Annotated in this window: 19 protein-coding genes and 1 pseudogene; 4 read left to right on the top strand and 16 right to left on the bottom strand. The window is 44.1% G+C overall.

The window, feature by feature from the left end; genetic code table 11:
- Positions 1 to 338 precede the first annotated feature (338 nt).
- From RTL34_RS01380 to RTL34_RS01370, 3 genes and pseudogenes are all read left to right on the top strand, one after another.
- Complete coding sequence (locus tag RTL34_RS01380) at positions 339 to 2,429, top strand: carbon starvation CstA family protein (RefSeq protein ID WP_409455431.1); 2,091 nt, start codon at positions 339 to 341, stop codon at positions 2,427 to 2,429.
- Positions 2,430 to 2,514: 85 nt separating this feature from the next.
- Positions 2,515 to 2,799: a YbdD/YjiX family protein gene (locus RTL34_RS01375; protein ID WP_007115971.1), complete on the top strand. Its 285-nt coding sequence runs from the start codon at positions 2,515 to 2,517 to the stop codon at positions 2,797 to 2,799.
- 88 nt (positions 2,800 to 2,887) lie between these two features.
- A pseudogene (locus RTL34_RS01370) lies at positions 2,888 to 2,989 on the top strand (hypothetical protein); the annotation flags it as partial.
- Between the two features lie 109 nt (positions 2,990 to 3,098).
- Here RTL34_RS01370 and RTL34_RS01365 read toward each other — a convergent pair.
- From RTL34_RS01365 to ychF, 16 genes are all read right to left on the bottom strand, one after another.
- Entirely contained in the window at positions 3,099 to 3,626 is a 528-nt protein-coding gene (locus RTL34_RS01365; protein WP_050324091.1) for an O-acetyl-ADP-ribose deacetylase, read from the bottom strand.
- A gap of 62 nt (positions 3,627 to 3,688) precedes the next feature.
- Complete coding sequence (locus tag RTL34_RS01360; RefSeq protein WP_312113978.1) at positions 3,689 to 5,557, bottom strand: monovalent cation:proton antiporter-2 (CPA2) family protein; 1,869 nt, start codon at positions 5,555 to 5,557, stop codon at positions 3,689 to 3,691.
- Between the two features lie 18 nt (positions 5,558 to 5,575).
- Complete coding sequence (locus RTL34_RS01355) at positions 5,576 to 6,331, bottom strand: hypothetical protein (protein WP_312113977.1); 756 nt, start codon at positions 6,329 to 6,331, stop codon at positions 5,576 to 5,578.
- Positions 6,332 to 6,623: 292 nt separating this feature from the next.
- Positions 6,624 to 7,694: a cation diffusion facilitator family transporter gene (locus RTL34_RS01350; RefSeq protein WP_312113975.1), complete on the bottom strand. Its 1,071-nt coding sequence runs from the start codon at positions 7,692 to 7,694 to the stop codon at positions 6,624 to 6,626.
- Positions 7,695 to 7,825: 131 nt separating this feature from the next.
- Positions 7,826 to 10,066, bottom strand: coding sequence for a primosomal protein N' (locus tag RTL34_RS01345; RefSeq protein ID WP_312113973.1), 2,241 nt, complete (start codon positions 10,064 to 10,066; stop codon positions 7,826 to 7,828).
- A gap of 148 nt (positions 10,067 to 10,214) precedes the next feature.
- A complete protein-coding gene (locus RTL34_RS01340; protein ID WP_224053597.1) occupies positions 10,215 to 10,595 on the bottom strand; it encodes a Rid family detoxifying hydrolase in 381 nt (126 codons plus the stop codon).
- 27 nt (positions 10,596 to 10,622) lie between these two features.
- Positions 10,623 to 12,788 (bottom strand): HD domain-containing protein, encoded by a 2,166-nt coding sequence (locus tag RTL34_RS01335; RefSeq protein WP_081454559.1) that lies wholly within the window; start codon positions 12,786 to 12,788, stop codon positions 10,623 to 10,625.
- A gap of 368 nt (positions 12,789 to 13,156) precedes the next feature.
- Positions 13,157 to 13,423 carry a DNA-directed RNA polymerase subunit omega gene (gene rpoZ, locus RTL34_RS01330; protein WP_007116517.1) on the bottom strand — a complete coding sequence of 89 codons (267 nt, stop codon included), beginning with the start codon at positions 13,421 to 13,423 and terminating at the stop codon, positions 13,157 to 13,159.
- 81 nt (positions 13,424 to 13,504) lie between these two features.
- Entirely contained in the window at positions 13,505 to 13,939 is a 435-nt protein-coding gene (locus RTL34_RS01325; RefSeq protein WP_312113968.1) for a ClpXP protease specificity-enhancing factor, read from the bottom strand.
- Between the two features lie 25 nt (positions 13,940 to 13,964).
- Positions 13,965 to 14,576 carry a glutathione S-transferase N-terminal domain-containing protein gene (locus tag RTL34_RS01320; protein ID WP_312113966.1) on the bottom strand — a complete coding sequence of 204 codons (612 nt, stop codon included), beginning with the start codon at positions 14,574 to 14,576 and terminating at the stop codon, positions 13,965 to 13,967.
- Positions 14,577 to 14,724: 148 nt separating this feature from the next.
- Entirely contained in the window at positions 14,725 to 15,438 is a 714-nt protein-coding gene (locus RTL34_RS01315) for a cytochrome c1 (RefSeq protein WP_007116514.1), read from the bottom strand.
- Entirely contained in the window at positions 15,438 to 16,655 is a 1,218-nt protein-coding gene (locus RTL34_RS01310; protein ID WP_175405749.1) for a cytochrome b, read from the bottom strand. Before RTL34_RS01310 ends, RTL34_RS01315 begins: the two co-directional genes overlap by 1 nt.
- Before the next feature lie 19 nt (positions 16,656 to 16,674).
- The gene (petA, locus tag RTL34_RS01305) at positions 16,675 to 17,259 is read right to left on the bottom strand and encodes a ubiquinol-cytochrome c reductase iron-sulfur subunit (RefSeq protein ID WP_007116512.1); all 585 of its coding nucleotides are present in this window, start codon (positions 17,257 to 17,259) and stop codon (positions 16,675 to 16,677) included.
- Positions 17,260 to 17,509: 250 nt separating this feature from the next.
- Positions 17,510 to 17,896: a 30S ribosomal protein S9 gene (gene rpsI, locus RTL34_RS01300; protein ID WP_007116510.1), complete on the bottom strand. Its 387-nt coding sequence runs from the start codon at positions 17,894 to 17,896 to the stop codon at positions 17,510 to 17,512.
- 10 nt (positions 17,897 to 17,906) lie between these two features.
- The gene (gene rplM / locus RTL34_RS01295; RefSeq protein WP_007116509.1) at positions 17,907 to 18,335 is read right to left on the bottom strand and encodes a 50S ribosomal protein L13; all 429 of its coding nucleotides are present in this window, start codon (positions 18,333 to 18,335) and stop codon (positions 17,907 to 17,909) included.
- A 192-nt stretch (positions 18,336 to 18,527) separates the two neighbouring features.
- Positions 18,528 to 19,619 carry a redox-regulated ATPase YchF gene (ychF, locus tag RTL34_RS01290; RefSeq protein ID WP_062334373.1) on the bottom strand — a complete coding sequence of 364 codons (1,092 nt, stop codon included), beginning with the start codon at positions 19,617 to 19,619 and terminating at the stop codon, positions 18,528 to 18,530.
- Between the two features lie 324 nt (positions 19,620 to 19,943).
- Here ychF and rsmA point away from each other — a divergent pair, with 324 nt between their 5' ends.
- Positions 19,944 to 20,798: a 16S rRNA (adenine(1518)-N(6)/adenine(1519)-N(6))-dimethyltransferase RsmA gene (rsmA, locus tag RTL34_RS01285; RefSeq protein WP_312113961.1), complete on the top strand. Its 855-nt coding sequence runs from the start codon at positions 19,944 to 19,946 to the stop codon at positions 20,796 to 20,798.
- Positions 20,799 to 20,800: the final 2 nt, after the last annotated feature.

Below are 20,800 nucleotides of genomic sequence, written 5' to 3'. Positions count from 1 at the left end.
CAGTGACTCGGTCGATTAAGTTTGTAAAGCTGGTCAAAAAATATAAGCTAAAATGTACAGGCATTTAAGCCGATTGGGTCATTATACCAAACAACGACGCAGGCTAAAGCCAGTAAATTTAGTATATATTGGGTAACAGTCATACATTGAATGACGAATAACCATTAATCCATGTTACAATTTGCAAAATATTACAAAAAACTAGCAATGATTATTTAACGTAATTACATGTTGATTTAGTTCCATTTAACACAATTGCTTTTTAACATACTTGCGTTTATCTCTATCCTAGGATGATCTTCATATAAAAAGGAGTTGACATGCAGACAAATTCCGCAATGACAAGTAACTCCCCCATGCTATCAAAGATAGTATGGTTACTTGTTGCAATTATTGGCGCAGTGGCATTAGGGACAATTGCCCTTCACCGCGGCGAAAGTATCAATGCCGTGTGGCTTGTTGCTGCTGCCGTGTGTTCGTATAGCATTGCTTATCGCTACTATAGCTTATTTATCGCCAAAAAAGTCTTTGAACTCAATCCCCGCCGCGTGACACCCGCTCATCGCCTAAAAGATGGCTTAGATTATGTGCCTACCAATAAATACGTCTTATTTGGTCACCACTTTGCTGCGATTGCTGGGGCAGGTCCATTAGTCGGTCCTATCTTAGCGGCACAAATGGGTTATTTGCCAGGTACGCTATGGCTCATTATTGGGGTGGTATTTGCAGGTGCGGTACAAGATTTTACTGTACTATTTATCTCGACCCGCCGTGATGGCAAATCACTGGGTGAAATGGCAAAAGACGAATTGGGTACTTTTACGGGTATTACGGTGATGCTCGGTGCACTCGGTGTGATGGTCATCATTCTTGCCGTACTGGCACTGGTAGTCGTCAAAGCATTGGCACACAGTCCTTGGGGGCTATTTACCATCGCGGCAACGATTCCAATCGCGCTACTGATGGGCATCTACATGCGTTATTTACGCCCAGGTAAAATCATGGAAGTGTCTATCATTGGCTTTGTGTTGATGATGGCAGCGATTGTATTTGGTGGCGATATTGCCAAAGACCCTGCGATGGCTGAATTGTTTACCTTGACAGGTACCCAGCTGACTTGGGCATTGATGATTTATGGTGTGGTAGCATCGGTATTGCCTGTGTGGTTGCTGCTTGCGCCGCGTGATTATTTATCAACTTTTTTAAAAATAGGGGTGATTGTAGGTTTGGCACTGGCGATTGTCTTTACCATGCCAGAGTTAAAAATGCCTGCGGTTACCAAATTCATCGATGGTACGGGCCCCGTATTTAAAGGCGGGTTATTTCCGTTCTTGTTTATTACCATTGCTTGTGGTGCTATCTCTGGTTTTCACGCCTTGGTATCGAGTGGGACGACCCCAAAACTTGTGGACAATGAAGTAGATACTCGCGCCATTGGTTACGGTGGTATGCTCATGGAGTCGATGGTTGGTATCATGGCAATGATCTGTGCCACCATTCTTGACCCTGGTATGTACTTTGCGATTAATGCCCCAGCAGCGCTTTTAGGTACAACCCCAGAGACAGCGGCAGCCGCTATCCAAAAATTGGGGTTTGTAATTACCCCCGATGCGCTTACGACATTAGCGCAGCAAGTGGGTGAAAGCTCTATTATCTCACGTACAGGCGGTGCACCGACCTTTGCGATTGGAATGGCGCATATCCTATCGTCTATCTTTGGTAGTACCGCGATGATGGGTTTTTGGTATCATTTTGCGATTTTATTTGAAGCCTTGTTTATTTTGACTGCCGTCGATGCAGGGACACGTGCTTGTCGTTTTATGGTACAAGATACCATTGGCATCGTGGTGCCATCGGTACGTGGCTCAACCAATCTCGGCGTGCATTTGCTTGCAACTTTGATTGCAGTCGCCGCTTGGGGCTTCTTTGTCTACCAAGGCGTCATTGATCCGCTTGGGGGCATTAACTCATTGTGGCCGCTATTTGGCATCGGTAACCAAATCTTGGCAGCCATGGCATTAACCCTAGGTACCGCAGTTTTATTTAAAATGAAAAAACAAAAGTACGCTTGGGTCACTGTGGCACCCACGGTTTTCTTATTGATTACCTGTCTGACGGCAGGTTGGCAAAAAATCTTCCATGAAAACCCAGCGATTGGTTTCTTAGCGCAAGCGCACAAATACAGCGCCGCGATTGCCAAAGGTGAAGTGTTAAAACCTGCCAAAACCTTGGATGAGATGCAAACCATCGTATTCTCAAACTATGTGGATGCCGTGCTTTGTGGCTTCTTTATGATTGTGATGATTGTAATGATTTTCGGTACGATTCGCGCATTAACAAAAGCCTTGGCAAGTGATAAACCTACTGTGGTTGAAGGTGAGGCGATTTATGAAGATCCAAAACCCTTGAATATTTCTGCACCGCATTAGTGAAAAATTAACAGCGATTGCACTTATATTGTGCAATTGCTCGATTTTCACCAAAACCATGCTAGGCAGATAGAAGGAGCGTCACATGAGTAATAATGCGTTAATCGCCAACTTGATTAAAATGACCTTAAAAGCGCAAAAGGAGGTGATTTTTAGCCCAAAAAATATGACCCGCCTAATCACGTTGGTCAAACGGATGCAACAAAGCTTTCGTTTGATGGTCGGTGTCCCTGATTATGCCACCTACGTTAGCCATATGCAGGAGCAGCATCCTGACCTAGAGCCAATGGATGAAAAGACCTTTTTTCGCTACTGCGTCGATGCGCGCTACCCGAGTAATGGCGGTGGCATGAAGCGATGCCCTTGTTAATCAAAAAACATTAAAAAAACAGTCTAAAATTAGGCTGTTTTTTTTATCAAAATTGAATTGTTAATTTTTGTAAATATTGCCAATGATTGTCGGTAAAAATGACCCAAGATTTATACACAATCGCCCGTTGGCAGGTCTGGTCGCAGTGTGTGTAGGCTCTGATATCATGCACCCTTTAGGCGGTTTATTGTTTCATTTTTCATGATTGCAAGTTGGCAGTCGCCCATGGATTTGGACATTGCATTCAGATACCGCTTTGCGATAGTTAAAGCTTCGCCATCATGTAAAATTTGCATATTTTAATTTTCGGGTTGGACTAAATTTAGATAAAGCTGATAATTTTCTGCATCAAAACAGACAAAGATAATGTCTTCAAATTCATTATTTTCGTTTTGCTTGACGAAATCTTTTACGGTGTTTACCGCAATTTGTGCGGCTTGTTGTTTTGGAAAACGATACACACCCGTTGAAATATTGGGAAAAGCAATGGTTTTAACGCCGTTTTGCTCAGCAAGTTTCAGCGATTCGGTGTAACAGCTTGCAAGTAGCGCTGACTCATTTGACTGTCCGCCATGCCAAACAGGTCCGACGGTGTGAATCACATATTTGGCGGGTAAATTCCCTGCAGGGGTAATCACGGCTTTGCCAGTAGGACAACCGCCTTGCTCATCATGAATCACTCGACAAGCCGCAAGCAGTGACGTGCCTGCTTTACGGTGAATAGCGCCATCAACCCCGCCGCCACCGAGCAATGAATTGTTGGCAGCGTTGACAATCGCATCAACAGCTAGGGTCGTAATATCTTGTTGTACGACACGGATTTGCATGCTTGTACTCCTTATGATTTTTAACATTTTAAATGTTCGTTTCTTTTGATGGTTTTTTTGGGTTATTTTTTTGTTTGCGAGTAGGATTCCTCGGCCAATTTTTCAAACCGCTCTTTGTCTTTATGGAGTTCATGTTTCGCGGTGGTCATATCGCTATCAAATAAGCTTTCGAGTTCTTGAATCGCCGATTGTGCTGAGGCAATCATCTCGGCTTCATCTTCATAGATGGCGCGCTGGCGTTCAATCAATGCGTCATCATAATCGCGGAACATTTGCACGGTTTTTCGTGCGGTTTTTGGATCCATGCCCAATATTTCCAAGGTTTCGCGTGACATATCCAGCGAAGTTAGGTAAGTCTCTCGCCAAATATACTTAACACCCACATCGCGCAAACGATAATAATGCTCACGGTTTTTGGCACGTGCCAAGATGGTCAGATGCGGATAATTGCGTACGACATAAGCGGCGACCGTCTCAGATAGTTCAATATCACCAATCGCGATGATAAAAACCTTGGCGTTTTCCAGCCCTGCCGCCCGCAAAATTTCTGGGTTTTTGGGATTGCCGTAGTATACTTGGTTACCAAATTTGCGGACGAAATCGACTTGGTTGGCAGATTTTTCAATCGCGGTAAATTCAATATTGTGCATGCGTAGCACACGACCGATGATTTGCCCGACACGTCCAAAGCCTGCAATCACCACTGCGTGCTCATGGTTGGGTATTTTGTCGTATTCTTTACTGGGCGTAGCTTTGGCAAATAGCGGATTGCCAATTTTTTCCAGTAATAAAAATGCCAGAGGCGTCATTGCCATTGAGACAGTCACCACAAGGTTTAGGATATTTTGTTGTTCACGGGTTAACAGATGCTGGGCGGTCGCCACGCTAAACAGTACAAACGCAAATTCCCCACCTTGCGCTAGCGTCACCCCAAGACGGATACTGCTTTCGTTTTTGTTGCCCATGAGCCGCGCAATGATTGTCAGCACCACAAACTTAATGAGCATCAGCAATCCTGCCAAGCCAATGATGAGGAAGGGCTTGGCGACAATTAATTTGACGTTGGTGAGCATACCGACTGACATAAAAAACAGCCCAAGCAGCAAACCTTTAAATGGCTCAATACTCGCCTCTAACTCGTGGCGGTATTCGGAGTCAGCCAGCAGCACCCCGGTTAAAAATGCCCCAAGTGCCATTGACAAGCCTATATAATTCATCAATAGCGACACACCCAGTACGATAAACAACGCCGTGGCGGTGAGCAGCTCGGTGGCGTTACTAGAAGCTACAAACTTAAAGAAAGGACGTACCACAAACCGACTGACAAATATCATGCCAGCAAAAATACTGATGACTTTGGCAAAATAAATCCAATCGTAATTTTGCTCCTGCGCGCCCGACAAAAATGGCAATGCGGCAAGTAAAGGAATAACCGCGATATCTTGAAACAATAAAATAGTAAAGGCTTGCTGACCATGGGTGGTGGCAAGCTGCTTTTTTTCACCCAATAACTGCAACACAAACGCCGTTGATGACAGCGCCAAGCCAAAACCGATGACAAAGCTATTTGATAGCCGAATATCTAAAAAATACCACGATAGCAGCATCAGCACCACGCCCGTGACAATCACCTGCAGCCCGCCTAACACAAAAATCTGTTGCCTAAGTGCCCAAAGCCGAGAGGGCTGTAGCTCTAAACCAATAATAAATAATAGCAGCACGACCCCAAATTCAGAAAAATGCAGCAAGTCATCGGGGTTACCCGCAACTTTCAAAAAACTTGGACCCAGCAATAAGCCTGTAAACAAATAACCCAATACCGTGGCGATACCAAAACGCTTTGCAAGCGGTATCAAAATCACTGCCGTACCCAAAAAGATAGTTGCGTCAAGCATCATAGAACTATCAGCACTGGCAGCAAGCACAAACATACAAAACCTCAATTATTTTTAATTTTTGACAAAAATTTTCCAAATCCCATTATCGGCAATCGCATTTTTATAGGCGTCATTGCGTTTTTTACGGGGAGTCTGGCGACTGTCCACCACTTTAAAGTCTGCTAATGTTTGAATGACCAGACCTGTGCGATAAAAACGAATCCGTTCAGGCTCTAGCAATTCACCTTTGGGATTGCGACAAAACACATAAGCGCGTAAATCAATAAATTCACGATGCGCCACCAGCCGCACGTCTTCGCTTTTCGCTAGGGCATTTTCCATCGCCATTAACTGGGCATCCTCATACGGACCGCATTTTTCAACCAGTGCACCCACCGAGCCAAAATTTTTGGATTCTTTGGCTTTGGTACGGGTCAAATGCAGTTTTTGCACATGATAAATAAACTGCGGTATCTCAAGGCTTGCGGGTAATGGCAGATAATCAGGCGGCAATCCTGCTGAAGGATAAAACCCTTTGGCGCGATCAATCAGAGCTTGCCAGGTTTGCTCATAGCTTTGCACCTCTGCCAAATTGCCTGCATAAATAGGCAAGTCTTGAATTTGGGTGAGATAGGGCGGCGGAAAAAAATTATCCCGAAACTGGGCAATATCGGCTTGCAAGGTGGAGAGCAATAACTTGACCTGTTTTTTATGCGCCTTTTCATCAACCAGCAATGCTGAGGAATTGCCATTATCTGAGTTGTCTGAGCCATCAGATTGGGTGAGATGCAAGTTGGGTGCCACGAAAGGTGCAGAACGGTGTGTCATACGCGTTTACCTCCAGTAAGCTAATGATTGTTATATAGATTTAATAGAAACCTAATGTGGATATTAAATACAGATGTTTAATTGTTTGGCAAACGTTTAGCAAGCGTTTAGCAAATAAGGCTTGCCACAGCAGCGTGCTGATTCATCCTAACATATTTAGCCTAAGTAATGCGCAAAATTAAGCAGTTAATCATAAGAAAAATTAAGCAAGCAAACAGCAAACCCCACAAAACAAAAACTAAAAACGCTGAACGGCAACATCGACTTTTTGCACTTCGGGTCAAAAATTCGGTTAGTGCGCGTGCGCATGCGCATGGACAGGGGGTGTGCTGGTAATGTCACAATTAAACTGCGCGGAGTGCGCATGCAAATCACTCTCAAATTGAATGGTACTGTGCCCAATGCCTAAATGCTGTAACTCATGCTGTAAGTCTGATAATAGCGCATCAGTTTGCTGCAGGGTAAGCGAGCTTGGGACGATGATATGACAAGATAAACTATGTAAGCCGCTGGTAATCGTCCAGACGTGTAAATCATGAACCGATAACACATTTGGGTGGGCAGAGAGGGTGTCTATAATAACGCTTTGGTCAATATGATTGGGCGCGCCTTCCATCAAAATATGGGCGGCATTTTTGACGACAGCATAGCCACTACGAACAATCAGTAGCGCCACCAAAATACTCACTGCCGCATCTGCCCACACCCAGCCAAACAGCATAATCACAATAGCAGCAATAATCGCAGCCACCGAGCCTAGTAAGTCACTTAATACATGTAAATAAGCGCTTTTCATGTTGAGATTATCGGTATCACCACCGTGCATCAGTTTGGCGACCACCAAATTGACGATAAGTCCAATAGTACTGATAACTAGCATACCCGTGGTGGCGATTTGTGGCGGCTGCTGAAAACGCAGCACCGCTTCATAGATAATACCTGCACTGATAATCAGTAGCGTCAGACCATTGATGAGCGCAATCAAAATCTCAAAACGGCGATAGCCAAAAGTTTTATGGGAGGTAGCAGATTTTTTACCGATGATAAACGCAAACAAAGTCATGGCAAGTGACACTGCATCACTAAACATATGACCTGCATCTGATAACAACGCCAAACTGCCGGTAATATAACCGCCGATGACTTCAACAACCATATAGCTTGCAATGATGGCAAACGCTATCGTGACGATACGCTGATTATCCGTATGGCTGTGACTATGACTATGGCTGTGGTCAGCGTCCTCATGGCGGTGATTGTTGCCATGACCATGCGCATTAGGCTGCTCATGATGTGGCACATGAGGGTCGTTAGGGTGCGCGCCAGTGGGCTGCTTTGAATCTTGAAGCGGTTGTGAGGTCATTGTTATTTACTTACACTAATTAATGGTAAAAATTAGCTAAATTGTAGCCCAATCAGCGACTTGAAAAAAGCCCATTTAAAGATCATCGTGAAATAAGCGCTTTAGCAAAAGCAATGGTTTTGCAAGTCAGGTTAAGACCAGCTCATCGGATCAATGTCAATCGACAGTCTGGCATACTTTGCCGATGGCAACGCAATCGTCTGTCGCCACCAGTCCGACAATAGCTGCTGGCGAACGTGTCGTGTTTTGGTCAAAATTAATAAATGCGAGTGATAGCGACTGTTTTTCTTTGCCATCGGCGCATCCACCGGGCCATTAATGGCAATGCCCAAGGCTGTCATGTGCTGGCGTGATGGCAACAGCGCCATCGCTTGATGCAAAATTTGCTGATTGTTTTCTAACGATTTGCTTTCCACCCGTACCAAACAAGCGTAAGTAAATGGCGGCAATCCCAACATGCGCCGCTCAGCCAATAATTGCTGGGCAAAACTCAGATATCCTTCACGTACCAAAGTCAGTAACGCCGGATTTTCAGGTTGCAGAGTTTGTATCAGTACCAGACCTGCTTTATCGGCACGACCCGCACGACCGGCCACTTGGATAATCAGCTGGGCGGTATGCTCAGGCGAGCGAAAATCTGAGGATAAAAAGCCACGATCAGCATTGGGGATTGCCACCAACGTCACATTGGGGAAATGATGCCCTTTAGCCACCATTTGCGTGCCCACCAAAATGGCTTTGGGATTATCAGCAATACGCTGATACACTTGCTCCCAACTGTTTTTTTTACGCGTGGTATCGCGGTCAATCTGAATCACAGGTACATCGGGGAAAAGTTCAGTTAACCCTTCAACCATCCGCGCAGTACCCATGCCCACAGGGTCAAGATTGCTACTACCACAGCTAGGGCAATGGTTCGGGATGGCTTGCTGCCAATCGCAGTGGTGGCATTTTAGCATTGCCACTGGCTGAAAATGCACTGTCAAATGCGCATCACAGCGCGGGCAGTCTGCTTGCCAACCGCAGGCATCACACAATAAGATAGGCGCGTAGCCACGACGGTTTAAAAATACCAATACTTGCTCATCTTTATCCAACGTTTGCCGAATGGCTTGAATTAAGCTTTGCGCCAAACCGTTTTGCCATGCCTGTTGGCGCGCATCAATCAGCTGCATGATGGCAGGTTTGGCATCGCCTGCACGCTGGGTCAAAGTAAGCTCGGTGAGTTTACCTTGTTGTACCAAATATAGGCTTTCAAGCGATGGCGTCGCGGTGCCCAAAATCACCGGACAATTAAGCTGAAACCCACGATATAGCGCCACATCACTGGCGTGATAGCGCAGTGAGTCTTGCTGTTTGTAAGATTGGTCATGTGATTCATCGACAATAATCAGCCCTAAATTGGCAAATGGATATAACACTGACGAACGCGTACCGATAATAATTTGCGCATAGCCCAGTCGGCATTGTTGCCAGCCATCAAGCCGCACGGTGTCATTAAGCCCCGAATGTAGCATTAATACTTGGGCGTCAAATCGTTCGGCAAATCGCTGTCTGGTCTGTGGGGTCAGCCCAATTTCTGGCACTAAGATAAGCACTTGTTTGCCTTGTGCCAGTACCGTTTGCATCACTTGCAAATACACTTCGGTCTTACCACTTCCGGTAATCCCATTGAGCAAAAAACCTTCATAGTGTGGCTGCTGGCAGGCATGGGTGATTTTTTGCACCGCTTGTTGTTGCTGCAAATTTAAGGTGAGCGGCGTGGTGGCAAGCTTAGCAAGCTTGGGTAAAGACGGCATTTGATAAACAGGCGCAATTAGACCTTTTTGCTCAAATTTTTTTAAATAAGCCGGCTCAACACCATGGTCTATCAGCGCAAACTCACTTACAAGCTTTGTGGCATTGCTATGTGAATTGCTATGCGAATTGCCATGCGAGTTGATGACCAATTCACATAAAGCAAATTGTTGTCGTTGTTTTTTTGCACTGGCGGAAAAATCCTCGTCAGTGGCATCGCGTAGTTGTTGCCAACATAATTGTCGGTAGTCAAGCGTCATGCCTTGGCGAACTAATGTCGGCAGCATGACAGCGAACACATCGCCAAGCGGATAGCAGTAATAAGCAGACAGCCAATAAGCGAGTTTTAGCAAAGCCTCATCGACAATTGGCACTTCATCAAGTATGTCCAATACAGGTTTAATCGCATTTTGCGTAAGCTGACTGTGCTCAATATGCGCCACCACAATGCCGACCAATTTGCGCGCACCGAACGGTACTCGGACGCGGCAGCCAATCGCGGGCAACGCATCGCCCACAACGCGATAATCGAACACCGAATCAATGGGGACAGGTAAGGCAACTTGTATCAGCAAAACACACCTTTAAAAATTGTTGTAGGGTTAAATTATAGCCCAATTCTAGGCATTAAACTGTTGTCAGATAGGCAAAAATTTGACATAAAAAAAGGCAAGTCTTGTAACTCACCTTCCATTTGAGCGGGTTAACATTATAAAACCAAAATCAATCTAAAACCAAAATCGCTTCAATTTCGACCACCGCACCTTTTGGCAAGGCGGCCACTTGCACCGCGGCACGGGCAGGGTAAGGCGCAGTTAGGCGCGCCGCAAAAATCTCATTTAAGGCCGTAAAATCTGCCAAATCGGTGAGCGAAACATTAAATTTCACCACATTGGCAAGCGAACCACCTGCGGCTTGGCAGATAGCCTCGATGTTTGACATGACTTGGTTGGCCTGATTGACAAAGCCATCGGCTAGGGTCATGGTATTTGGGTCGAGTCCGATTTGACCTGAAATATAGACAGTCTTATCAACCTTCACGGCTTGTGAATAAGTGCCTACCGCAGCAGGGGCATTGTCAGTATGAATGATGTCACGGCTCATATTATTTCCTATTACAGTATGATGGGTTTATAAAATATCTTTATTTTTTGGCGCAGACGTGTTTTGGCTCTGAGAAAGTAGCACTTCGTCATTCCATTGATACAGCCTTACAATATTGGGATAGCCCAAGAAGGTGCGTAGGCGCTGAATTAAGCTTGCAATCTGGGCACGGCTTTGCACCACCACAAACAGCAAGGTATAGCCATTACGCTGTTCAATATACTCAAAACCCGCCTGAGTATCACGTACAATAAAGATTAAATCGCTGATTTGCTCATCGGTCAGGTTTTGATTAATTTTTAGCGCGGCATCAAAATAAATACGCTTGGATATCTCATCCTCACTGTTAGACACTCGCCAATGTAGCGGAATCACTTGGTATTCATTGACACGGCGAATTTCATCAATTGAAAAACATTTATGTCGATGCACCACCAAGCCATTTTTTGAAATATGCCCGACAATCGGGTCGCCATACACAGGATGACAACAGCTGGAAAAATTCATCTCCATATTGGCGGCATCCGCAATCAAGCTTTGCGGTTGGTTAGCGGCATGGGCGCTGGCTTGGTTTTTAGCAAGCTGCTCTTGGGTCAATAAGCGCGAAACGGCAATCTGCGGTAGCAATTTACCTGTGGTAAACTCCGTAAAGAACGCACTTTTATCCTGTAAGCCACGCCAATCAAGTAGCAATTGCCATTGTTCATCACTCACATCAGCGAGTGAAAGATTTTGCGTTTTAAGCGCGCGCTCAAAGGCGGTTTTACCTTCGTGCTCTTTTTGCTCTGGATTTAAGCCTTTTAACCATTCAAACAAGGCACGCCGCGCTTTATTGGTTGCCACAAAACCCAGCCACTCCGCTTTTGGAATCGCATTGGGGTCGGTATGAATTTTGACCCTATTGCCGGTTTTCAAAATCGTACCCAGTTTGGCTTCTACGCCATTGATTTCAGCGCCGGTTGCACGGTTACCGATATGGGTACTGATAGTATAGGCGAAGTCAAGCGCTGTGGAGCCGCGCGGCAACTCATAAGCATCACCGTTTGGGGTATAGCAAATAATTTTACGTTCGTGAAGATAATCAATCAGTTTATCGACCACCGTCACCGCATCAGACGGCTGCTCTTCGATATCGCTTTCATTGTCGGCAATCAAGTTTTGCAGATTGCGTAGAGAGGCCTGAATTACCGACTGGCTAAGAGGCGATGCTGCTTCACCCATCAAAATCCCTAAACGGGTGGTTTTGAGCATGGTTTTAGTCAGAATGACCACTTTGATGGTATCATGGCCGTTTTTATAGGTAATGGTCAGTGATTGGTTGCCCCCCGCACGCGGATGGCGGATATTGTCTTCGATACACTCAGGCGCAATTTGGTATTTATTGATAAAATACTTGGCGATTTGGTCGCAGTCTTCCACTTTATCCATGACCAGCATAAATTCATAATGCCACAGCAAATCGGTGATTTCGCCGCGGTTTTTAAAGAACTGGCGAAACAAAGTCACGCGATTATCGACATCTTTGACATAACCTTTAACATCCAGTCGGCTCAAAACGATATTTAAATAGTTATGAATAGCTTCTTGTTGAAAGGTGCGCCCCAAACCATGCTGCATAAGCTTATCGGATAACTTGTTATACATAGGCGCATTTAGGCTGCGATAACATAAAATCTCGATATAGTCGGCTAAATCATTAAGCCCAAGCGTACGAGCAAACGGCACATAAAAATCCAACGTTTCTTGTGCGGTTGCCTGTTGTTTTTTTTCAGGCACAGCTTCAATGGTGGTCATATTGTGCAAGCGGTCAGCCAATTTGACAATCAACACGCGCGGGTCTTCTAGCGTTGCGGTAATAATGCGGTAAAAAGTCGCGGCTTTATTGATGTGTTTTTCATTGGAGGATTTTAATTTGGTGACACCATTGACGATTTGCGCAACTGCCTTGCCAAACTCTCGGGTCAAATCTTCTTCAGTGGTAGGCGTATCTTCCACGGTATCATGCAAAATCGCCGCCACAATGGTATCGACATCCATGCGAAAACTACCCAAAATCTCCGCTACCGCCATAGGGTGGGTGATATAAGGCTCGCCAGATTTGCGTTTATCTTTGATATGGGCTTGGTCGCCAAAGGCACAGGCTTTGAGAACAATTTGCTGTTCGTCATCATCCAAATAATCCAATACACGCATTAGGTCAAACTGTGCAATATCCACATCAGGATGGCTTAATTTTGGTAAAGTTGATATATTCAAAAATGTGCCCTCAACGTACGATCGATAGGTTTAACCTGCTAAAAAATTCATATTGTCCTGGTCAGCAGTTAACTCTATCATAAAAAACGGTTGGATAAAAATAGCTGGTATCAAACCAGCTAAAGTTAGCAAAAACGTATTATAAAGATATCTTAATTATTCGCAAAATTACTGCGAATTGTCAAGCTAAGTTACATATAATTCCACGTTTCATTCCACGTTTAATTCAACTAAAAAGTCACCTAAAAAAGGTGACTCTTTATAAAATAATAGTCGCTAACTAGTAACAGTGGCTTAAGCTACCATTAGAATCCATGACCACTTGAAATGCTCAAATCAACATGGTGAAATTTGTTAGGCAATTCGCGCTCAGGTTGATTTAAAATCTCTTTAGTCACAAGGCCCTCAGCGATTTCGCGCAGGGCAAGTACGGTTGGTTTATCATTTTCACGCTCAACCATAGGTTCTGATACACCGCGTGCGATTTGGCGCGCACGTTTACTGGCAATAAGAATCAAATCAAAACGGTTGTGGATATTTTCTAGACAATCTTCTACAGTGACACGTGCCATGACTATGGTTATCCTATTCAAAACTAAAAAAGTAATTGATTATTTTAACAAAATTAAACCCATATTGCCAGTGACAATGCACTAATCCAAGATTTTTAACCCTGCTTTGTTCTCACGTTTTGGACGTTGTGCATCGGTGGACTCGGCTGGTTGACTGGCGTTGATTTCAGATTGCGGCACATTATCGTATTCCGTTGGGTCAAAGAACATGCCTTGTGAATTTTCTCTGGCATAAATCCCCATCACCGCTTGCATCGGCACCCATAATTCTTGCGAAACACCGCCAAATCGCGCATGAAAATTAATAAAGTCATTATTAATGACCAAATTACCTGTAGCACGGCTGGCGATATTAAGTACGATACGACCATCTTGCACATATTCGACAGGCACCGTAACATTGGGCTGTGTCGTATCGACCATGATATGTGGGGTCAGGTTATTGTCTTCAAGCCATTCAAAAATAGCGCGTACCATATAAGGGCGAGTCGGGGTGAGTTGAAAGTCGTTTTCCATGGTGATTCTCTTATTTTAATGATTACTATTTTAAACTAGTTTTAAAGGTTGGGCGATTAAACATCCGCTCCATATATTGATACAACGGACGGCACAGGTGCAGCGGCAATTCAATACCCATGGGTTTTAAGCGATATAAAATCGATGATAAAATGCAATCACATACACCCATGGTATCTGAAAGAAAAAAAGCTTTATGGGCAAATAGCGGCGCTATGGTAACAAGAGATTCAGTCAGTTGCTTTCTGGCAATCTTTGCTTGGTTGACATCTAAGGTATCCTTATGGGTCAATAGCGTATCTGCTAATTTAATCCAGTCTTTCTCAATGCGCCACCATAATTGACGGTATTGTGCCTTTTCAATCGGATTTTCAGGTAGCAGTTTGTTCTGATGATAGCGCTCTTCAAGGTATTCAAAAATAATGCGATTGTTATATAAAATCAATTCACGATGAATGAATACCGGCAGCGTGTTGTAAGGATTGATATCAGGTAAATCTTCGGCAAAATCCTCATCATCACGAATGTTCGTCTCGCTAAATTGTATTTTTTTCTCAAGTAAAACCAGTCTTAATTGGTGACTTAGGTAGCCATCATCGGCATAAATCAACGGGGTATTCGAAGTAGGGGTCAACATAGTTAAAAATAATAAGCTATATCAGCGTAAAGGATAAGCCTAGCTTAAAATGACTGAATTAGCAATAACTGTGAAAGTTATCATACCAATCAAGCAATAAATGCGCATAAAAAAAGGTAGCCTAAGCTACCTTTTTTTATATCAACCCTTATTTAACGTCTTTCCAAAATTCTTTATTGAGTAAGTACACTGGAATTAATAACGCAAGTAAGAATAAAATGACCCAAAAACCATATACTTTACGTTGGTGCGCTTGCGGCTCTGCCATCCACGCCATAAAGTTGACGATATCACCAATATTACGACGATATTCTTCTTTTGAGGTGTTCATTTGCATATCATGAAGGACGAACGGCATGGCAACATTGGGTAGTACGATGTTGTTGGCACCCCAAGGACGACTTGGATCTTCATAGAAGGCTAACAAGTACGTATAAACCCAATCGTTACCGCGTAGACGGGTTTCAAGTGACAAATCAGGTGGCTGGGCACCAAACCAAGCTTTTTGAAGCTCTGGGTCTACGCCTGCATTGATGTGGTCACCGACTTGGTCAGTGGTCAGCATCAAGTATTTTTCCACCAACTCTTTTGGAATGTCCAAGTCTTTGTACATTTTTGAGTAGCGAACATATTGCGCTGAGTGACAGCCTGCACAGTAACTCATGAATAATGAGGCACCACGTTGAATAGACGCTTTATTGGTCAAATCTACAGGAGCGGTTTCACACGCCAAATGCGCTTCTTTACCATCAACTGTTTTATAAGTGCCACAGCCGCCTTCGCTAGCTTGTGCGGCTGTCGCGCCCAAACCTAATGCAACTGTCAAACCCAATCCAGCAACTAATTTTTTAACCGCTTTCATTAGTGACCTCCAGTTACACGTTCAGGTGGCTGTTTGCAAGTTTCAATCGATGTATAGATTGGCATTAGCAAGAAAAACAAGAAATACAAAATAGTACAAATACGTGCCACAATCGTTGCGGTATCACTTGATGGAATTACCCCTAAGTAACCTAAGATCAAGAAACTAACAACAAAGATAGCAAGCGCAATTTTTGACAAAATACCTTTATAACGCATTGAACGCACAGGCGATTTGTCTAACCAAGGCAATACAAATAAAATAGCAATTGATGCTGCCATCACAATAACACCCGGCAGGGCTGAACCAAACATAGATGGGGTTGCACGTAACATTGCATAAAAAGGCGTATAGTACCAAACAGGGGCAATGTGAGCAGGTGTCTTAAGTGGGTTTGCTGCTTCAAAGTTTGGTGGCTCAAGGAAGAAACCGCCGCCTTCTGGGAAGAAGAATACCACAGTAAAGAAAATGATAAAGAATACCACGATACCAATCATATCATGTACGGTGTAATATGGGTGGAAAGCCACACCATCAAGGGGTACACCATTTTTATCTTTAAGTTTTTTGATATCGATACCATCTGGGTTATTAGAACCAACATGGTGCAATGCTACCAAGTGAACAAATACCAGACCCACTAAAATCAAAGGAATCGCAACAACGTGTAACGCGAAGAAGCGGTTTAAGGTAATACCAGAGATGATATAGTCACCTTTTACCCATTCTCCCAATGCATCACCAATAAATGGAATCGCTGCTGGTAAGTTCAAAATAACCTGCGCACCCCAGAATGACATATTACCCCAAGGTAATAAGTAACCGAAGAAACCTTCTGCCATTAAGCACAGATAGATACCCATACCGATGAGCCAAACCAGTTCACGGGGTTTTTGGTATGAACCATACAACAAGCCACGGAACATATGCAGATACACGACCACGAAAAATGCCGAAGCACCAGTTGAGTGCATATAACGGATTAACCAACCACCTTGTACATCACGCATAATGTATTCTACAGAAGCAAATGCGCCTTCTGCACTTGGGTTGAACATCATGGTTAGCCAAATACCCGTCACTAACTGATTGACCAATACCACCATAGATAACACGCCAAAGAAGTACCAAAAGTTGAAATTCTTTGGTGCGTAATACTTTGACATATGGTATTCATAAGTTTCTGTCGCTGGAAAGCGCGCATCCACCCAATGCATAAATTTCTTTGCACTCATATTATGCCCCCACCGTTAAGATAGTACCGCTGATGCTATACTCAGGAACTGGCAAATTACGAGGCGCAGGTTGACCCTTAAAAACACGTCCAGCTAAGTCATACTTTGAGCCGTGACAGGGGCATAAAAATCCGCCAACCCAGCTGCTGCCACCCAAATCTGCTGCGCCGACATCAGGACGATAACCTGGTGCACAACCTAAGTGAGTACAAACCCCTTCACACACTAGAACTTCACTATTGTCTTTTGAGCGGCTATTATTTTTGCAGTAGTCAGGTTGTAATGAACCTTCTGATTTTGGATCGGCAAGTGATGATTCTACTTTTGATAAATTATCCATCATCTCTTTGGTACGTTTGACAAGATAAATCGGTTTACCACGATATTTGATAACAATCATTTGTCCTGCTTCGAGTTTGCTTAGGTCTTGGCTAACAGGTGCGCCCGCAGCTTCTGCTTTTGCACTTGGATACCATGAACGCACAAACGGCGTAGCAATAGCAGCGACACCGACTGCGCCCATAGCGGCAGTGGATGCGATTAAAACTCTTCGACGCTTAACGTCGACGCCTTCGGCATGGCTCATTAAGAACTCCTCCAGATTAATGAAGTGGGTAACCATATTCCCACACTGGGTTTGTGGCTATTGTAAATCAGTTGTTACAGAATTGCCACCTTAGCTGTGCCTAAATTACGCTAATTTTGCTATTTTATGCTATTTTTGCAATAAAATAAATTACCTAAGGTAAATAAAAAAGACCCTTGCAGTAAACAAGAGTCTTTTTTGTAAACGCCAAAAAACGCGGTCGATACGAGAATTTCGACCACGAAAAATATTAACGTTTTGAGAATTGGGGACGTTTACGTGCTTTACGTAAGCCCAATTTTTTACGTTCAACTTCACGCGCGTCACGAGTCACAAAGCCCGCTTCTTTAAGCGCTGGTTTTAAGGTTTCGTCTGACTCGATCAATGCACGGGTGATACCGTGGCGAATCGCGCCCGCTTGACCATTGATACCGCCACCTTTTACAGTCACATAAATATCATATTTGCTAGCGGCATCCAGTAATTCTAAAGGTTGACGAACAACCATTACTGATGTTTCACGACCAAAGTATTGATCAAGTGGCTTACCATTGACGACGATGTTACCTGTACCCGCAGATAAGAACACACGAGCTGTTGAAGTTTTACGACGACCTGTACCGTAATTGCGTTCCATGTGTTACTCCTTAGATATCTAATACTTGAGGTTGTTGAGCAGTATGAGGATGCTCAGTACCTGAGTAAACTTTTAACTTTTTAATCATCGCATAGCCCAATGGGCCTTTTGGCAACATACCTTTAACCGCTTTGTTAAGTACGTCAGCAGGTTTGTGTGCGATAAGTTTGGTAAAGTTAGTCTCTCTGATACCACCTGGGTAACCGGTGTGACGGTAGTATTTTTTGTCTTGCGCTTTTTTACCAGTCACGGCAACTTTCTCAGCATTAATCACAACGATATAATCGCCTGTGTCAACGTGAGGGGTGTAAGAAGGCTTATGCTTGCCACGTAAGCGTGATGCGATTTCGCTCGCCAAGCGACCTAATGTTTTACCTTCAGCGTCGACGATGTACCAATCGTGTGTCACTTCATGTGGTTTAGCACTGATAGTTTTCATGTTTAAAAACCTTTTTGAGTTAATAGTTGAGAGTGAGTGTCTGGGAAACGAGGGCTCTCAAAATTACGAACGCATATTATAGGGATTAAGATAGTGACTTGCAATACAAGTCAAGCATTTTTAAAAAATAAACTTGCAAAAAATAGGCAACTAAAATTGCCTATTTGTATGAATCGGCGTATGCGTGCACAATCAGACATTAAATCTAAAGTGCATGACATCGCCATCTTGCACGATGTAGGTTTTACCTTCAAGGCGAGATTTACCGGCCGCTGCCGCGCCTTTTTCACCGTTATATTCAATAAAATCATCAAACGCAATCACTTCGGCACGGATAAAACCACGCTCAAAGTCGGTATGAATCACGCCTGCTGCTTCAGGGGCAGTCGCACCGACTTTGACCGTCCAAGCGCGCACTTCTTTGACCCCTGCAGTAAAATACGTTTGCATATTAAGCAGCTCGTAACCTGCGCGAATCACACGGTCAAGCCCTGCCTCAGTCATACCCATACTTTCTAAAAACTCTTGTTTTTCATCGTCATCCAGCTGGGCGATTTCAGATTCGATTTGGTTGCATAGCGCGACCACCAACGCATCATCTTTTGCCGCAAATTCCCGTACTTGGTCAAGATAAGGATTGTTGTCAAAGCCATCCTCGCTCACGTTGGCAATATACATGGTGGGTTTTAGGGTGATTAAACCATAGCTGCGGATGATTTTTTTCTCATCCTCATCCAAATTTGCCATGCGCGCCGGCTTACCATCGGCTAAAAATGGCTCAATTTTGTTAAACACATCCAGCATGGCTTTGGCGTCTTTATCACCGCCTTTGGCTTTTTTACCGACATTGATAATCGCACGGCTCACTGCTTCAAGGTCAGCTAGGGCAAGCTCGGTGTTGATGGTTTCGATATCGGATAATGGGTTGACGCGTCCATCGACGTGAATCACGTTGTCATCATCAAAGCAGCGTACCACATGGGCAATCGCATCGGTTTCACGGATATTGGCTAAGAACTGATTACCCATGCCTTCGCCTTTGGAGGCGCCTGCCACTAGACCGGCAATATCCACAAATTCCATTGAGGTGGGCACAACGCGCTCAGGCTTGACGATATCGGCAAGTTGTTTGAGACGTGGGTCGGGTACAGGCACAATCCCAGTATTGGGATCTTTGGTACAAAACGGGAAGTTTTCTGCCGCAATCCCAGCTTTGGTCAATGCGTTAAACAGGGTTGATTTACCAACATTTGGCAGTCCGACGATACCACAATTAAAGCCCATACAATGCTCACTAAATAAAGGGTTAGTTAAATTTGTTGCATTATAACAACTTAGTCATCAGAATTCGACAGGCGATTGACGCATCAAAAAATTGACCCATCAAAAATTTGTAGCATGATATAAACTACAAAAATTCAAATTGAGCGATTGGGCAAATTGTTGTCATGCTATTGCGATAGTCTCGAGTTGTCATGAAATTGTCATAATGGAGCGTCAAGCTATGCTATAATTATCAGTTTGATGTGACTTGTGTCTGATGACGGTGAATGTTATCGTGTACTGCGCAACATTGATAATTATTTCATTTTTATAGGAATGTTTTGAGTGACGGTCTCTGCTTTTTTATCGCATCAGCCTAGAAAACGTTTTGGGCAAAATTTCTTACATGATCAGGTGATTATTGGGAGAATTATTGACAGTATTCATGCAGGTCGCGATGATTTGATGGTTGAAATTGGACCAGGTATGGGCGCGATTACTGAGCCGCTACTCAAGGAAGTCAATCGCTTGACCGTTGTCGAGCTTGATACCGATTTGGCAGACAGCCTGCGCATTCGCATTGGCGCCAATAGCAATGAGGGCTTAACCATTGTCAAAGCCAACGCCATGGAAGTGGATTACCGTGCGCTGTTCCAGCAAATCATTGGCGATTACCCTAATGATACAACCGACAAGAAAATGCGCATTGTCGGTAACTTGCCATACAATATTTCTACGCCGTTATTGTTTCATTTATTAAGTTTTGCCGATGTCATTGAAGACATGCATTTTATGCTACAAAAAGAAGTGGTGGATCGCATTACCGCAGCGGTGGATAGCCGAGAATATGGTCGTTTATCCATCATGATGCAGTATTATTGTGAAACTGATTATTTACTGACGGTGCCAAATGGGGCATTTAACCCCCCACCCAAAGTGACGAGTGCGGTATTTCGACTCAGACCTTATCAACAAAAACCGATTGTGGCTGACGATGAAAAGCTGTTTGCCCTTGTGGTGCGTGAGGCATTTAATCATCGCCGTAAAACACTGCGCGCGATTTTTAAAAAATCGCCGATTTTGCCTGCAGTCACAGAACCCCAGCTTGTGGCATGGGGACTTAATCCACTGGCGCGTCCCGAAACGTTATCAGTACAAGATTTTGTGACTTTAGCTAACGGCATCGCGGCAAATGGTTAATT

The sequence above is a fragment of the Moraxella sp. CTOTU47915 genome, assembly GCF_031986685.1.
In the GTDB taxonomy this organism is placed as follows: Bacteria; Pseudomonadota; Gammaproteobacteria; order Pseudomonadales; family Moraxellaceae; genus Faucicola; species Faucicola tetraodonis.
This window is presented reverse-complemented; position numbering and strand designations above follow the sequence as displayed.

Coding starts and splice junctions, on each gene's coding strand:
- RTL34_RS01380 (WP_409455431.1), top strand. CDS start 339: ATGACAAGTAACTCCCCCATGCTATCAAAGATAGTATGGTTACTTGTT.
- RTL34_RS01350 (WP_312113975.1), bottom strand. CDS start 7,694: ATGACCTCACAACCGCTTCAAGATTCAAAGCAGCCCACTGGCGCGCAC.
- RTL34_RS01335 (WP_081454559.1), bottom strand. CDS start 12,788: ATGCGTGTATTGGATTATTTGGATGATGACGAACAGCAAATTGTTCTC.
- RTL34_RS01320 (WP_312113966.1), bottom strand. CDS start 14,576: ATGTTGACCCCTACTTCGAATACCCCGTTGATTTATGCCGATGATGGC.
- petA (WP_007116512.1), bottom strand. CDS start 17,259: ATGAGCCATGCCGAAGGCGTCGACGTTAAGCGTCGAAGAGTTTTAATC.
- RTL34_RS01340 (WP_224053597.1), bottom strand. CDS start 10,595: ATGAGCCGTGACATCATTCATACTGACAATGCCCCTGCTGCGGTAGGC.
- RTL34_RS01365 (WP_050324091.1), bottom strand. CDS start 3,626: ATGCAAATCCGTGTCGTACAACAAGATATTACGACCCTAGCTGTTGAT.
- RTL34_RS01325 (WP_312113968.1), bottom strand. CDS start 13,939: ATGGAAAACGACTTTCAACTCACCCCGACTCGCCCTTATATGGTACGC.
- rpoZ (WP_007116517.1), bottom strand. CDS start 13,423: ATGGCACGTGTCACTGTAGAAGATTGTCTAGAAAATATCCACAACCGT.
- RTL34_RS01315 (WP_007116514.1), bottom strand. CDS start 15,438: ATGAAAGCGGTTAAAAAATTAGTTGCTGGATTGGGTTTGACAGTTGCA.
- ychF (WP_062334373.1), bottom strand. CDS start 19,619: ATGGGCTTTAATTGTGGTATCGTCGGACTGCCAAATGTTGGTAAATCA.
- RTL34_RS01375 (WP_007115971.1), top strand. CDS start 2,515: ATGAGTAATAATGCGTTAATCGCCAACTTGATTAAAATGACCTTAAAA.
- RTL34_RS01355 (WP_312113977.1), bottom strand. CDS start 6,331: ATGACACACCGTTCTGCACCTTTCGTGGCACCCAACTTGCATCTCACC.
- rplM (WP_007116509.1), bottom strand. CDS start 18,335: ATGAAAACTATCAGTGCTAAACCACATGAAGTGACACACGATTGGTAC.
- rpsI (WP_007116510.1), bottom strand. CDS start 17,896: ATGGAACGCAATTACGGTACAGGTCGTCGTAAAACTTCAACAGCTCGT.
- RTL34_RS01310 (WP_175405749.1), bottom strand. CDS start 16,655: ATGCATTGGGTGGATGCGCGCTTTCCAGCGACAGAAACTTATGAATAC.
- RTL34_RS01360 (WP_312113978.1), bottom strand. CDS start 5,557: ATGTTTGTGCTTGCTGCCAGTGCTGATAGTTCTATGATGCTTGACGCA.